Source organism: Dictyobacter formicarum (assembly GCF_016587435.1).
Genome location: NZ_BNJJ01000031.1, coordinates 47,035 through 63,081 on the forward strand (window position 1 = coordinate 47,035; position 16,047 = coordinate 63,081).

9 protein-coding genes and 2 tRNA genes are annotated in these 16,047 nt (G+C 48.5%); 6 read left to right on the forward strand and 5 right to left on the reverse strand.

Features of this window, described 5'->3' with window-relative positions; genetic code table 11:
• Window positions 1-99 precede the first annotated feature (99 nt).
• The 5 genes from JMI88_RS34730 to JMI88_RS34750 all read right to left on the reverse strand — a co-directional run bounded on the left by JMI88_RS34730 (window position 100) and on the right by JMI88_RS34750 (window position 6,892).
• Window positions 100-840 carry a hypothetical protein gene (locus JMI88_RS34730; protein WP_201366622.1) on the reverse strand — a complete coding sequence of 247 codons (741 nt, stop codon included), beginning with the start codon at window positions 838-840 and terminating at the stop codon, window positions 100-102.
• 380 nt (window positions 841-1,220) lie between these two features.
• Complete coding sequence (locus tag JMI88_RS34735; RefSeq protein ID WP_201366623.1) at window positions 1,221-2,348, reverse strand: glycosyltransferase; 1,128 nt, start codon at window positions 2,346-2,348, stop codon at window positions 1,221-1,223.
• A 3-nt stretch (window positions 2,349-2,351) separates the two neighbouring features.
• Window positions 2,352-3,902, reverse strand: coding sequence for a sugar transferase (locus JMI88_RS34740; protein WP_201366624.1), 1,551 nt, complete (start codon window positions 3,900-3,902; stop codon window positions 2,352-2,354).
• A gap of 89 nt (window positions 3,903-3,991) precedes the next feature.
• On the reverse strand, window positions 3,992-5,170 hold the full coding sequence (locus JMI88_RS34745) for a glycosyltransferase family 4 protein (RefSeq protein WP_201366625.1): 1,179 nt from the start codon (window positions 5,168-5,170) through the stop codon (window positions 3,992-3,994).
• Window positions 5,171-5,554: 384 nt separating this feature from the next.
• Window positions 5,555-6,892 (reverse strand): zinc-binding metallopeptidase family protein, encoded by a 1,338-nt coding sequence (locus JMI88_RS34750; protein WP_201366626.1) that lies wholly within the window; start codon window positions 6,890-6,892, stop codon window positions 5,555-5,557.
• 251 nt (window positions 6,893-7,143) lie between these two features.
• Here JMI88_RS34750 and JMI88_RS34755 point away from each other — a divergent pair, with 251 nt between their 5' ends.
• The 6 genes from JMI88_RS34755 to JMI88_RS34780 all read left to right on the forward strand — a co-directional run bounded on the left by JMI88_RS34755 (window position 7,144) and on the right by JMI88_RS34780 (window position 16,034).
• The gene (locus JMI88_RS34755; RefSeq protein ID WP_201366627.1) at window positions 7,144-9,576 is read left to right on the forward strand and encodes a Stp1/IreP family PP2C-type Ser/Thr phosphatase; all 2,433 of its coding nucleotides are present in this window, start codon (window positions 7,144-7,146) and stop codon (window positions 9,574-9,576) included.
• Between the two features lie 221 nt (window positions 9,577-9,797).
• Complete coding sequence (aspS, locus tag JMI88_RS34760; RefSeq protein ID WP_308438879.1) at window positions 9,798-11,588, forward strand: aspartate--tRNA ligase; 1,791 nt, start codon at window positions 9,798-9,800, stop codon at window positions 11,586-11,588.
• A gap of 510 nt (window positions 11,589-12,098) precedes the next feature.
• A complete protein-coding gene (locus tag JMI88_RS34765) occupies window positions 12,099-12,518 on the forward strand; it encodes an ArsR/SmtB family transcription factor (RefSeq protein WP_201366628.1) in 420 nt (139 codons plus the stop codon).
• A gap of 505 nt (window positions 12,519-13,023) precedes the next feature.
• Window positions 13,024-13,099: transfer RNA gene (locus JMI88_RS34770), tRNA-Arg, on the forward strand.
• Window positions 13,100-13,229: 130 nt separating this feature from the next.
• Window positions 13,230-13,305 (forward strand) — tRNA-Arg (locus JMI88_RS34775).
• A 227-nt stretch (window positions 13,306-13,532) separates the two neighbouring features.
• On the forward strand, window positions 13,533-16,034 hold the full coding sequence (locus JMI88_RS34780; protein ID WP_201366629.1) for an ATP-dependent Clp protease ATP-binding subunit: 2,502 nt from the start codon (window positions 13,533-13,535) through the stop codon (window positions 16,032-16,034).
• Window positions 16,035-16,047: the final 13 nt, after the last annotated feature.

Consider the following 16,047-nt stretch of genomic DNA (forward strand, 5'->3'; position numbering starts at 1 on the left):
TTTTATTGAGTGGCGCAAATGCGCAGCGCGCACTTGCGCCACTCAATAAAAACGGGCGGACGCATGCGCGCCCGTCCGCAAGGGGAAGTGTTGCCTCTCTTATTTACTACAGGCTGGCACAGGCTGGCCAGGACCCATATTATTGCTATAGTCGGTAACTTTCCAGCTGCCGTCATCTTGATCTTGTTGCAAGGTAATCTGCAGTTTATAAGGAACCGTGGTGTTATCCTTGGTGCGCTTAATGGTATAAAAATAGATCTGGCTATTATCTTGAACCTGCGCGCTATTCTCTACTTCATTGTAATCCTGTACAGGCCCATAGCAAGTATCGAGGACTTGAGCCTGTTTGATAAATTGGTCTTGTGATATCCGAATAGTAATAGCTGGTCCGAGATCTTTATATGCCTGAGCATAATTTTTTGAGTTCAAGGCACTCAAGAAATCTGTTGCTGTCGTGCTTGCCGGGGCACTGGCAAACATGCCGGATGCTAGCAAATATCCAACCACACCGGCCACGATAGCTAAAACAAGAAAAACACCACCGAACATTAAAATACGCTTGCGCAGCTTCTGGGGTGGTGGCTCCTGGTGAGTAGGACGTGGCACACGAGTCATCTCGGGAGGAGTATCTACCCGTGCCATCCCCGCCGGGCGTTTAGGAATCGCCCTCTGTTCGGTAGTCTTCTGTGAGATCACCTGCTGAATTGCCTGGTGCTTGCTGGTGCCCTCATTAGGATTGCGCAGGACCGCGCGCTGTTTACTTGTCCCATTGAGAGAGGGAAGTCCTTGAGTTGATGGTTTTTCAAACGATCCACTCTCCTGATTCTCTCGTCCTTGCATGCTTGTCCTCCTCATAAGTTGCAATATTCTGCTCTGATGTGTCATAGGCTAGCGGCTGCAATACTGCATAAATAGCAAGCACTGCCTGGGCTGACCGCACATTACTTTCTATTTTTAGAGTGCTTAATCCGCACTGCATGCTTTACTTATGGAAATAGGCAGAGTAAATCTTCTTTCTTTAGTTTACTCCACAATCCAATAAACCTGTTTTACTATAAAGGCTCTAATTTCCACTGTCAACAAGATGTACTTAGGTGCTAGGAAATCGGGCAAAAAAACAGGCTGCAAATGGCCTGGCCACTCATAGCCTGTTTTTTTGCTCGCTCGTTATAAGCTAGTATGTACAGTTTTTCTGACAATGGTAAACGAGCAGGAAGCGTTTAATACTTATTGGTTGAGAGTGCCGGTGTCGCTTTGTTTTCTTGCATCTTGGCTTCGATGAACTGGAGGATACGCCGACTAAAGCGCGAGTTATCAAATTCGAGCGCATGGTTATGAATAACTAGTGGATCAAAGCGGCGCTCGTCAAATGTTGCCAGGACGTTTACCAGGCTCTCTACGGTTTGCTCCTGGAAAAAGACACCGGTCACGCCATCAATGATCGAAGCCAGGGCGCCCCCGGCTCCGTAGGCGATAATAGGACGGCCGCAGGCCTGGGCCTCCAGAGGCGTAATACCAAAGTCTTCCTCGCCGGGAAAGAGGAAGGCGCGGCAATGCTGGAAGTAATAGATGACCTCTTCGTCCGAGAGGTGGCCCATAAATCGAATGGTGGGACCTGCTAACTTCTTTAATCGTTCCTCATCGCGGCCTCTGCCAATGATGACCAGTGGTAGCTGGAGACGATTGCAGGCCTGGATCGCCAGGTCCAGCTTCTTGTAAGGGATAAGGCGGCTGACGGCCAGAAAATAGTCTCCTGGTAGCATATCAGGCTCAAATGGAAAGCGTTTCGTATCAACCGGTGGTGGGATATAGGCGGCCTCGCGCCGATAATATTTGCGAATGCGCTCAGCGATAGTGGGTGAATTAGCAATAAAATGATCTACCCGCTGTGCACTGATCTGATCCCAGACGCGCAGTCCCGTGATCATAAATGGCAGCACGCCACGGGCCACTTTTCCCAAATGTTCACGCTCAACATATTCTTGATAGTTCCAGCACCAGCGCATAGGAGTGTGACAATAGCAGATGTGCATCGTTTCTGGCCGTGTAATGACCCCTTTGCCAAAGGCGCTCGAACTGCTCAGCACCAGATCGTAACCGCGTAGATCCAGGTTCTCCATCGCGAATGGATAGAGTGGCAGGTAGGGTTGATGATGTTTCGTCACCAGGGGCAATTTTTGCATAAAAGACGTGCGAATATCCATTTTTTGGAATATAGGATCGACACGTTTAGGATCATAGATTGAAGTATAGAGAGGCGCGTCTGGAAAAATCTCATGGAACGCCAGTACTACACGCTCAGCCCCTCCCATTTGGTTAAGGTAATCATGCACTAATGCTACTTTCACTGTTTAATATGCTCCTCGACTGAATAAGATGGCTGGAATGGTGCGCAGGAGAATCTGTATGTACAGGCGCAGCGACCAGTTCTCGATATAGTAGATATCCATTAACACCCCTTCATCGAAACTGATATTGCTGCGACCGCGCACCTGCCAGAGTCCGCTGCAGCCAGGCTTAATGGCCAGTCGCCCTTTCTGCCACTCTTCATATTGTGCCACTTCGCGTGGTAACGGCGGTCGTGGGCCAACCAGGCTCATTTCGCCTTTCAGCACATTGAACAGCTGAGGAATCTCATCCAGGCTGGTGCGTCGGATAAAGCGACCGACCGGCGTGACGCGTGGATCTTCACGCATTTTAAAGATTGGCCCCTGAGCTTCGTTCTGACTGAGCAACTGGGCCAGGCGTTGATCTGCATCTTTATACATCGAGCGGAACTTGAGCATCTTAAAGTGTTTGCCATTCAATCCTACTCGATCTTGTTTATAGATAATGGGTCCGGGCGAGGTAAAAACGATGGCCAGGGCGATACACAGATAAATGGGTGAGCCAATAATCAAGGCCAGCGAGGAGATGACGATATCAATCGTGCGTGTGATAATGCGTTGTGGCGTATTGAGCGAAGCCTGCCTGATGCCTAGTAAAGGGATGCCCTCGATATTTTCCATATCAATACGTGAGAGATTAAGCTCGTAAAGATCTGGAATCAGTTTAAATGAAGCACCCAGGCGTTCACACAGCCTGACGCTACGAATCGCATGATTATTCAAATGTGAGGGCAGCGCGATAATCACCTCATCCACCTGCATAGAACGAATGACCACCCCAATGTCATCAATGGTACCTAGCATTTTAAAGCGACCAAAATCGCCTGGAGGCTCGGTCATATCATGGAGAAAGCCGACCACCGAAAAGCCCAGATTCGGGCTGGCGGTCAGGCATTGCATCACCATCTTGCCAAGGCGACCCGAACCTACCACCAGCACACGTGTCTCACCCAGTCCCATGCGATACAGCATACCCATCCCACCCGATATAACCAGGCGGCCAGCGCACAACACAACGACAGTGGTAAACCAGATGAACGGAATTAATAAACGTGAATTGGGTACCAGGGTATCGGGATCATATTGGTTCGTATTCTGAAAAAAGAAAAAGTACGTGATTAAAAAAGCCATCCCTATTGTGGTTGAGGTCGCAATTAACCAGGCCTGTCGGAACCAGTTACCAGTAAGCCGAATGTGGTACAGGCGGCGCGCAGCAAAAATGATAATTAAACCTGCAATCACGCCAGCCCATAGCGGCATATAGGAGGAAAATTGCTGGTTATTATCAGGGGCCGCAGCAGTATAATAGCCAAAAATCTGATATTTTAACCCCTCCAGCATCGGATTATGCAAAAGTGTTTTAAACCGCAAGCGATAGGCCAGGTAACAGGCAGCAAGAATCATCAGCGTATCCAGAACGATCATAAAGATGGTTTCGGCGATACGCCAATGGCGGCGCAGCGACCTACGTTCAGAGATAACTTTCGTGATTGGTCCAGTTGCTCCACCTATCATTTCATGTGTTACCTCTGTTGTTGTCCTTGTCGCAGGCGCTGATTCGTTGTTCTGTATAATTCGAGCCATATATTTTATACTATCTCATACTATTGAACAAACGTTATACGTTGCGAATGATGCATTTTAGCAGCCTGTTCATATGCTGCAATAGTTTTTTCGGCCATGGTCTGGGCTGAAAATTTTTGAGCAACCATGGCGGCCTGGCGCTGGCAACGTTCGCGTAAGGTTTGATCGGTCAAAGCCTGGTATAGTGCGGCGCTCAATGCATTCACATCCTGCGGATCAATGCACAACGCCAATCCTGCACCTGCCTCAGGCAAGCTTGATACATTAGAAGTGACCACCGGCGTACCACAGGCCAGGGCTTCCGCTACGGGAATGCCAAATCCCTCATACAGTGAAGGATAAGCAAAGACAGAAGCACTCTTATACCACAGGGGCTGTTCACTGTCTGAGACAAACCCCGGGAACAAGACCTCTTCTTCTAGACCAAGCTGACGGACCCTGGCGAAAATTGTATCGTAGAGCCAGCCTTTGCCACCTGCCAGCACAAGTTTTTCGCGAATATGGTGTTGCTTTCTTAATTGTGCGTAAGCGTCAATCAAGGTAGCGATATTTTTACGTGGTTCTAACGTACTCAAGTACAAGATAAAACCCTTGGCAACGCCATATTTTTCGCGGAATGTGTCTAATTTATCTTCTATAGAAACGTTCGAAAAACGCTCGTCGATACACGGATAAATAGTCTGGATACGCTCGTATGGAATTCCAACCAACTCATGAACGTCGTGTTGTGTACTCTCAGATACCGTGACAAGCAGCGTGGCCCGCTTTAAACTGCGCAGCGTAAACGTTTGATGATACAGGCGTTTAGCGGGTGTAAGCACGTGAGGAAAACGCAAGAACGCCAGGTCATGAATTGTGACAACGCTAGCGCAGCGAGCTGGTAAGCGTTCAGGCCGTACATTGACGGGAGAATGAAGCACATCGATCTGGTGCTGGCGCACCAGTTTGGGCAGGGTTAGCTGTTCCCAGGCAATGCGGGCCACAGGCTTAGATTCGGGCCAGGGAGCAGCAATAAACGTAATCTGTGGATGGTGCTCCAGTTGCTCGATAACATCCTGTCCATTTACAAATATCGTATAGGTGTGATCCCCCGGCTGCCTGGCAATTTGAGTCAGCAAATAGCGGATATACCGGCTGACACCACCATTGCGATAGCTCTGACCGTAGGATAACAACTGTGCATTAATGCCAATGTGCATTCTCGTTGTGTTCTCCTCATCAGACTTCTAACGCCAGTGTGTATTACAGAAGATTGGCAAAGACATCGCTTAAGCTGTGACATTTTCCGCTGGATGTTATTGCTTTATAACGTCTTTGATTTTTGCGTGGTCACAATACTAATTGTTTTGACCCGTAGCTCTCCTCTTTACCTGCATTAGAAGTATAGTTCGCATCGCGTCTCCTGCAAGCATCCAGAGCATGAATTCTTGTTCATGAATTAGTAGTAAAAATATGTAGCACTCTGATGCTCTTGAAGCATATGCATTTTCTATAGAATAAATACGCAGGTAACATGTTGATTATGAGCAACATGCACATATCTCAGTATACTCCGCTCTTCACAATTGGCCTAGTAAATGGAACTAATGGCTTGATAGCCTGTTTGCATGGTCGGGTGTTTGCCTATCATAACTGGTAAGAAAAAGCACATGTTGTTTCATATGCGCGCGGAGTTGCTCCAGGGGCGCTGGAGCTCCCGTTGCTACCGATGCTATGGGGAGAGCGATACCCATTGTAGGTACGGCGAATTGACGGCTAATGAGAGTATATTCATCAACATCGGCTGCTAATGGCAGCAGTAACGGAGGTTGCTGAGATACGTTTTGGATGGCTTGCTGCCACTGCTGTACCATTGGTTCTCTGGCTGAGATAGCGATAGGCTGACTGGCAGATAGCAAGCGACACTGAACGGGATAGGACGTATGGGTATGAAAATGGTGTTGGAGTTTTGTAAAAATCTCATGAGGATTTTGCGCGGGAACGAGCTGGAAATCCAGTCTGGCCTGGGCCTGCGTCGGGATGAGTTCGGTATTGTCTACGGTGTCATCCATGGATGTACTGGTTTGTGGGCTCAGAGCGCTATTGAGCAGCGTAATGGTACAGGTAGGAGTTAACCAATAGGCATAGTGCTGCTGAATACCTTTTAGATCCATAACCAGTTGTTCAGTACCCCAGGCCTGTCTGAGCTCTGCGCTGATATCTGGTAAATGTGAAATGGCCTCAATGACCTCATCTTCTGGTGTTTGTAAGTGATCGTAGAAACCTTCCAGTAAAATATCTTCGCGCTCATCCTTTAGCGCGGCCAGGGCCCAGATTAATTGCCAGGCGGCATCAGGCGCGATCGCTCCATAGCTGGCAGGGATGGCCCGGGTAGCGGTCTGTAGCGAGACTTCGACCTGTAGATGGCCCTTTATGCCTAATATAAGTTCAGTTTGCATGGCTACTTTGCTTATTTCGCGTTTTGTGGTATACAAGATACAGCTATCTGCCTGTAATAGCGAGCGTTGCTCAGCCAACAATTGCGCAAGGTAGGTGGAAGGTGTCGAAGCCTGACCATCGATTAGCCATTTGATATTGACGGGAAACTGCTTACAGTGATTGGCATAGGCATGTATGGCTGCCAGTTGTGAGAGCAAGGGAAACGTAACCTGCTGCATCGCCATGGATGGTGTATATTTTATATAAAAAAGCAGCGTTTGTGGTGCCTGAACCATATATTCGCCATATAGAATGAGCTGATCCGGGTCAAGGTATTGTACTAAAAAACCATGATGACGCAAAAGTGATAGCCAGATGTCTTGTATCTTTGGCGCTGGTGAAGTATAAATTTGAGTAGAGATAGATTGCCAGTCATGCAGGTACAAAGGGAATTGCTCATCAATCGTATGTAAAAGGATTTGCTGGATTGATGATAATGGCATAGCCCCTTTGCCCTCCTGGTATGACGCTGCTAGTACCGCCGTGTATATATCTTGCATGCCGTGGTTTGAAAGAGTATACTCATGTGCAGTAAGCGGTATAAGTAGTAGGTGAGTGAGAAGATCGCAGCAAAAAAATGTGTATTACGTTGCGTTTTTCTCTGTATCGGTGTATTATAGCCTAAAGTTCTAGCAACTGCCTAGTGGGCAGTGCGCACAAATCGAGAGCTACTGAAGTACGGGAGAGAAGCGCGTTGTCCAAACAACTCCGGCTCGATGTCGCACAGCTAACAGACGTTGGCCGTAAACGTCCCCATAATGAAGATAATATGGCCTATGTCATTCCAAGAGACAGCCAGGTTATGGCCAAAAAAGGTGCGCTCTTTATTGTAGCTGATGGCATGGGGGGACATGCAGCAGGGGAAGTGGCGAGCGAAATCGCTGTAGACACGGTGAGCAATGTTTATTATCAAGATGAGACTGATGATATCCCTCTCTCATTGATGAACGCGATTAAAAGAGCAAATGCGTTAATTCATCAACGGGCGGCAGAAAATATGATGCGTAGTGGTATGGGAACCACTTGTGTAGCAGCAGTGCTACGTGGGGGAGTGGCTTATATCGCGAACGTGGGGGATAGTCGTGCATACATAGTACGCCGCGGTCAGGCGAAGCAAATCTCGCAAGACCATTCCTGGGTAGAAGAACAGGTACGTGCAGGTTTATTGACGAAAGATCAGGCCCGTTCGCATGCGCAACGCAATGTGATTACACGTGCCCTGGGTACACAGGCCGAGGTTGAGGTGGATGTCTTCACCGAGCTTCTGGAGGATGGCGATACCTTCGTTCTTTGTTCAGATGGGCTTTCGGGTCCGGTGGCTGAAGAAGATTTGCGGGCGATTGTCAATCAATATTTGCCGCAAGAGAGTGTTTATCACCTGGTCGAGCGGGCCAATGAGAATGGCGGGGCAGATAACATCACCACTATCGTTGTTCGTGTCCAGGAAGCAGGTGATGATATTCCCAGCACGCTACAGCATCCTGTACATGTTGGTGGGAGTAGCCATGTCGCAGACGAAAGTACTGCTGTTCTTGGTCGTGTGCCTTCTTCCTCGTTAGGGGTTTCTACCCCACCACGAGTTGAAGATGGTCGTGTCAATAGTCGCCCTCTCCCGCCGTCTACTGACCAGACATTTATTTCTTCCAAAGGTTTTACGGCGCCTCAGGCTGCAGTAAACGTGCCGAAGCGCAAGCGCAATCGTTTGTTATTGCCAACGATTGTGGTAACTGTGTTATTGATAGTAGCTGTTGCCGGAGCGGGGGTATGGTATTTCTTACGGCCCTCGACTGTTCAGACTACGTTAAATAATGCTGACGCTTTAATTTCACAGGCAAAATCTAACGAAGCTTCCAAACCAGATCAGGCCCTGGCCGGTCTCACTAAAGCACAGCAGGAATTACACAGTCTCAAGGATGCTTCGCTCAATCCACAGCAAAGTGAACAGTTGACATCCCTGCAAAACAACCTGACTTCTGAGTTTAAGATCGCGCTGAATAACTTTAACCAACGAGCTTCGGCTGTGACGTTGCCATGTACAAATCAGGCACCGGTTACCTTAAGCGCGAAGGGCTCAGAAGTACAGACCAGTTCACTGGCTATATTGCAGACCGATAAAGGTCATACCACAAACTATATTTTGGGCCTGGATGGCCTGGTCTACGAAGTCAATGATCAGCATGCTTTGCAAAAAGCACCGCTTGGCAACGACAAGATTGTCCTGTTAGCTGGCGATAATCAATATCTTTATACATTGACTTCCGCTCAGGCTGGTGCAAATTATCGTCTACACGCGTATAAGTGGCAGAATGGTAAACTGGTCGAGAAAGTCAATAATGGCACAATTATCAAGCCAGAACTTATTGCTGGCCAGACACCACTGCTATTGACTGCCTGGGCCGGCGAGGTTTACGTTATTTCAGCGTCAAGTCAGGCCAACCAGAATCAGGCAACTCTGCTGAATTATAATGTAGATAAGCTTGATAAAGAACCTGCAACAACACAAATCTCTATTTCAACTGGCCTGGTCAGTGCTGCTGCCTTGCCAAACGGGCAACTCTTTCTATTGCACAGCGATGGGCAAATCAAAAGCCTGCAGTTTAACACCGCTAAAGCATTAGAGTCTGGTGTACTGGTCCAGCAGACGATCGATACGCCCTGGTTTCAGGATGCACAGACCTTTAATGTCGCTACGCCGATAGCGACCCCGACAACACCGATTGTCAAATTTTTGAATATACCGCCTCCAACAGCGCAGACGCGGCAATCGTTGCTTTCGGTCGGCATGATTAATAATACCGCACATCTCTTTGTGGTAGATAACACGAATCATCGTGTGTTAAACTTTGTGGTCAAAGCGCCCAATAGCGTGACGCCTGCAGCAACACCCACTGCATCTGCCACTCCAAACAGTGTGGGAGGAGGAGTGATTGCTCCAGATAATAACTTGCCAAGCGCCAGTTTAGAGCAGCAGTACGTGTCGGCAAATATCATCTCTGGCGTCAAGGGAACCGCGTTTGATGCGCGTACAAATCATATCAATCTATTGGCGGGCGCCACAAACTCTGCGGCTACCAATCAGATTGTCATCGACGTCTCTTCAACCACAGCCTGCCACTCGACTCCATAAAGGATTGACGACTGTGCCACAATAAGAGAAAGATATCTGTTTCACTGCTGTTAACTTTCGGGTGCAGCAGTGATTTTTAGTAACGAGATAGGAATGGTTCCAGAAGTAAGTGGCGGCTGTTGTGGATGTTGATCGATCCCCTTATGATTGAGTGTGCAGGCAGTCCCACGCCATGCGTGCCATGCATTGCTTCTGTGACATGTTAAAGGAGTGATACTCACGTGGGTTTTGAGGTGCAATACCGCACGCATACGTGTGGTGAATTAAATGCGTCTTCAGTAGGCCAGGAGGTCAAGCTAGCTGGTTGGATTAACCGGCGCCGTGATCATGGCGGCCTCATTTTCTTAGATATCCGTGACCGCTATGGGATAACACAGGTCGTCTGTGATCCTGAGAAGTCAGCGAATGCCCATAAAGTGGCTACCGAACTGCGTTCAGAATATGTAGTACAGGTAAGCGGTAAAGTCGTACGGCGCCTGCCAGGAACCGAAAATCCACAGTTAAGCACAGGTGAGATTGAGATTGCCGCAGAGCACATAGAGATCCTGAATCCTGCTCGCACAACCCCTTTCCCCATCAGTGATACTGTGCAAGCCGATGAATCGCTCCGCATGAAATATCGCTATCTGGATCTGCGCCGTCCCCGCATGCGCGAGAATATCATCTTGCGGCACCGTGTAGTGAAAGAGATACGTGATTATCTAGATGAGCGAGGTTTCGTCGAAGTAGAGACGCCAATTTTGATGAAGAGCACTCCCGAGGGTGCTCGCGACTACCTGGTCCCTAGCCGTCTCTATCCTGGCGAATTCTATGCGTTGCCTCAATCACCTCAGCAGTTAAAGCAGCTATTGATGGTTGGTGGACTAGATCGCTATTTTCAGATTGCGCGTTGTTTCCGCGACGAAGATCAGCGTGCCGATCGGCAACCAGAATTTACGCAGCTTGACCTGGAGATGTCGTTTGTCTCTGAAGAAGATGTGATGTCTGTAATTGAGGATCTGCTGATACATTTGATCGAAACCGCCACTAAAAAGCGTGTCAAACAGCGTCCGTTCCCGCGACTGAGTTATAAGGAAGCAATGGATCGTTATGGCTCAGATCATCCAGATTTGCGTTTTGATCTGCCTCTGGTAGACATATCTGACCTGGCCAGTGCGGGCAATTTTGGTGTCTTTAAGAGTGCCCTGGCGGCCAATGGTATAGTTAAGGGGATTCGCGTTCCCGGCGCTGGTGGCTATAGTCGAAAAGAAGTAGATGAACTCACGGAATTCGCGCGTACACTGGGAGCGAAAGGATTGGTCTCGCTGGCCATCAATACCAGCGGTGATATTAAATCGCCGTTGACCAAATTTATGGCGGCAGAAGAAGTACAGGCTATTATTGATCGTCTGGAAGGCAATCCCGGCGACCTGCTGCTCTTTGTGGCTGACAGCGCCAAAGTCAGCAACGATGTGCTGTTCCGCCTGCGCAGCAAACTCGCCGAACGCCTGAATTTGATCGACCCCGACGAACTGGCCCTTTGCTGGGTAGTCGACTTCCCACTCTTCCACTATGATGAAGAGCTCAATCGCTACGATGCCGAGCATAATCCTTTCTCTGGTATGGACGAAGCCGACATCAGTCATCTGGATAGCGACCCGCTCGATATTCGAGCCAAACAGTATGACATCATCTGTAATGGTTTCGAAATTGGTGGTGGTAGCGTCCGTATCAATGTCTCTGAGCTTCAGCATAAGGTTTTCTCGCTCATGAACATGACTGATGAGCAGATCAAAGAGCAATTCGGCCATATGCTGGAAGCCTTTGAATATGGAGCACCTCCTCACGGCGGCATCGCACTGGGCCTTGATCGTTTGATCATGCTGTTTACCGATGCTGATAGCATCCGTGATGTGATTGCGTTCCCCAAGACTCAGAGTGCTCTGGACCTGTTGATGGGTGCCCCGGCCCCGGTTGAAGATAAACAGCTGAAAGAGTTGCATCTGAGCTTGCGTCCAGAGGAGAAGCGCTAAGAGCGCGCTTTTATTCTCACTCCAGAGGGGACGCGATAGCTCAGCAGTTTGGGGGTCCTTATTCTTAAATTTCGTGTGGTATTATAGAATGTGTGTGTATGCACATATCCTATAATATCGCACGAAATTAATTTTTTTTGATGTTGTAGACGCGAAGCGTCAGGGGCCGCAAGCACGAGGCGCATGCTGTTCAAAAAATAATTATTTTCGCCAAAAATTGTAACCACATCTACAGAAAAAGGTGTCGATACAGGCTCTACCATGCCTGTATCGACACCTTTTTCTATGCTTTTCTTCATTATTGTATTAACATTAATGAATATTTATTTGTCTTTTGCTGTTTTTGGAAAAGCTTAACAAAGTGCTTTAAAAACTATAAAAACGAAAAGATGCATATTTGCTGCTAACAATTTGGATAGAGTTCTATAATAATTGTAGGTATGCACATACCATAAGCCACAAATCTATTAGAGGTTTCACATCCGGTTGGGAGGATGGAAGGAGAAGAAAATGACATCGATGAATCAGGGTAATTCAAATCGCACAACCTCAGTTCCAAATAGTGCGACGAACACCGTAGGAATGCTCAACAGGCAAACCGCCCCCTTGAACAACCCTAGCGTTATTACTCCAAAGTTTGTACCGACACTAACAGAAGAAGATGCCGTTGTACAGGCCCGCTTACTGAAAGCATTGGCCGATCCAACGCGCTTACGTATCCTGAGTTTGTTGAGCCGTCATGAAGGAGAGGTGTGTGTCTTTGAAATAGTAGAGAGTTTTACACTGGAGCAGCCGACTATTTCACATCATTTGCGTATCTTAAGAGATGCTGGTCTGGTGGATTGCCGCAAGAAAGGTTTATGGGCGTATTACTATGTTCGTCGTGAGGCCCTCAATCGCGCTCGCGACGTAATTGACGGAATTGCATAACCGAGTGCCAGTATAGCAATGTGCGACCATATATGCTATTTGAACGTGTGAGAACAGGTAGCCGCTTCTTAGCATGTTGTGCAAGCATAAAAGTATTTGCTATAGCTCTTAGATACGGCAATAACGTCAGGCCACAGGCGAGCAGGATTACAATTGTTTTTTTCCGTTCCTGTTATGATCCAGTCTCGTCTCTCTACTTACATGCACATCAAGGATGAGTCCAAACGTTTTCTGGGATATTTTTCACCAATTGATGTTATGGTTGCATGGTCTCTTGCTCTAAATGTTTTGCTGAGGGTTCCACACTGTTGGAACCCTTTTTATCGTATGGTATGATCGTGGCAAAAGTGCCAATAGATACTGACGGGCAAAATTTGTTTTCTGACTGAAAACGTATTGACAAATGCTGGTGGTTCTGATATTATTATTCCCGTCAGTGAGAGACATAAACAAGAGGCTGCTCGTAGACCTCCTGGTCATATGTCTATCAAGCATACTGATATAAGTACCCGTAGCTCAGTGGATAGAGCAACAGATTGCGGATCTGTAGGTCGTAGGTTCGACTCCTATCGGGTACGCCACGCATAGTGCTTTGCCCTATGTATTATTCATAGCGCAAAGTTTTTTTATGCGTAAAGACTCTGTTAGAAAACCTTGACGTTTCTTAGAGGGTTTGCTATACTCTCTGACAGATGTCGAAAGACAACATGAGTACCCGTAGCTCAGTGGATAGAGCAACAGATTGCGGATCTGTAGGTCGTAGGTTCGACTCCTATCGGGTACGCCACACAGAAGGACTGGTTGAAAAGCCAGTCCTTTTTTTGTTGCTTCTCATTTTTTACACGTTTCCTGCCTGCTATATTCTATGGAACACCTTTTGCTGGTCTGTAGCCTGGAAGGACTTTCTCCCATAATTTATGATCCATCTACTCATGGCTCTGTTAAAAAAATTCATGATCCCGATATGTATTCATAAGACACTGCGAATGATAGTGACCTCATAAGGAGAGAAAGATGGGGAGATACGACAAATACTGCCCGGACGTGCGGCAAGTCATCGCCTTTGCTCGTGAAGAGGCTCAGCGTCTACGTCATCGCTTGATCGGCTCTGAGCATCTGCTGCTTGGCATACTGAGATTGCAAGACACACTGATCGAGGGCTTATTTGCGTCTCTACATGTGAATACAGCTAGTATCACACAGGCGCTAGATTTTGTGATTGGACGCGGGAATAAAGCTATTTTAAGTGAGCCATCACTAAATGTGGCAGCCCGGACAACCCTGGCGCGCGCGGAAGAGGTAGCCAGTGAAGACGAGGTGGGGCTGGTTACTCTAGAGCATCTGTTTCTGGCTATCCTGGAGGAGCAAAATAGCGTGGCTATAGGTGTGCTAGAAAGCTTTGGCATCCATCTGGATATGGCCCGCGATCAATTTGCCGCCCTGATGAATGGCGGCTATGAGCGCCTGGTCTTGTCGACCCATTATCATACGCATTATGAGGCTACACCAATGCTCAACCAGGTCAGTCGGGACCTGACGCTGGCCGCGCTGGAAAATCTGTTGGACCCCTTAATTGGGCGCGAAGCCGAGGTTGAGCGCACCATGCAAATTTTATTGCGCCGCACCAAAAATAATCCAGTTCTGATTGGCCCGGCCGGTGTAGGCAAGACCGCGATTGCTGAGGGGCTGGCCCTACGGATTATCCAGGGTCGGGTGCCAGATGGTTTATTAAAACACCGCATTGTAGCCCTTGACGTTGGCTTACTGGCGATTGGCACCAAGTTTCGCGGTGATCTTGAGGAACGACTTAAACATATCCTGCACGAGATTACTACGACGCCTGGCATTATCGTTGTTATTGATGAACTACATACATTGGCCCAGGCAGGCGTGGCCGAAGGCTCACTGGATGTTGCCAACCTGTTTAAACCCATGCTGGCGCGCGGTGAGTTCCAATGTATTGGCGCGACCACCTTGGATGAGTATCGAAAGACCATCGAGGCCGATGCCGCCCTGGAGCGCCGTTTTCAACCTGTTATGGTTGCCGAAACTACCGCTGAAGAGACCCTGCAAATCTTGCAGGGCCTTCGTGCGCGCTACGAGGAATTTCACGGCTTAAAGCTCAATGACGACGCCTTGCAGGCAGCGGTAAAAATGTCCACGCGCTATATACAAAACCGTTTTCAGCCTGACAAAGCTTTAGATGTATTGGATGAGGCAGCTGCGCGTGTATGTGTTCAGCGCTCCTTCTTTCCCGACAAGGTATTGCATCTGCGCAATACTCTTGAGGGAGTACATCATGAAAAAGAGTATGCCATTGCCAGGCGTGATTTTCCTCAGGCCGCCTATTTGTTACGTCAGGAGCGCCAGTTACGCCAGAACCTGTGGCAGGCCGAGCAAGATTGGGATACATTCAATCGCGAACATGGCATGGTCGTAACGGCTGAAGATATTGCGGATGTGGTCGCGATGTGGACCGGTATCCCTGTGGTACAAATAGCTGGAGAAGAACGTTTCCAATTGCTCAATCTGGAGGCCAACCTGCACAAACGAGTAATTGGGCAGCACGAGGCAGTACAGGCCGTTGCCAGGGCTATTCGACGCTCGCGGGCGAATGTACGTGATAGCCGTCGCCCAATAGGTTCTTTTGTCTTTGTTGGCCCGACTGGTGTAGGCAAGACTGAACTGGCTCGCGCGCTGGCGGTTACCCTGTTCGGGAATGAAGATGCCATGTTAAAACTGGATATGTCGGAGTTTATGGAGAGCCACCATACTTCTCGCCTGATCAGTGCTCCTCCGGGCTATGTCGGCTATGATCGGGCAGGACAATTGACTGATGCGATACGCCGCCGCCCCTACAGCGTAGTCCTGTTCGATGAGATCGAAAAGGCTCATCCGAAGGTGCTTGATCTCCTCTTGCAAATATTAGATGACGGTTGCTTAACGGATGCTCACGGCGTGCGAGTTGATTTCCGCCATACCATCATCATTTTGACCTCGAATGTTGGGACGACCCATGCCCAGCCGGGAACGATAACGTTTACCAGTCGCCGCTATGAACTAGAAAAGCGCCAGGATAAATACCTGCGTATGCAAGAACAGATCTTTAAAGGTTTGAAAGAGGTCTTCAGGCCTGAATTGCTCAATCGCCTTGACGAAACGATAGTTTTTCATCCCCTTGAACATGCTCATTTGCGCGAAATTGTTGATCTCATGGTAGCGCAGACTCAGCAGCGGACGGCGGCCATGGCTATTGAATTACAGGTCACAGACACTGCGCGTACCTTTCTGGTCGAACGTGGCTATGACGCCGAATATGGCGCTCGTCCCCTGCGGCGTACGGTGCAACGCCTGCTGGACGACACCTTGGCGGAAGCGCTCTTGCGAGGCACCTTTCGAGCTGGCGATATCGTACTGGCCGATGTGGTAAACAACGAGATCGTAATTACTGCACAGCCATACAATGACACTGCCATGATTGCGACCATCAATGGCCAGGGACACGTGGCAGCTTGAGCGTGCTATGTTG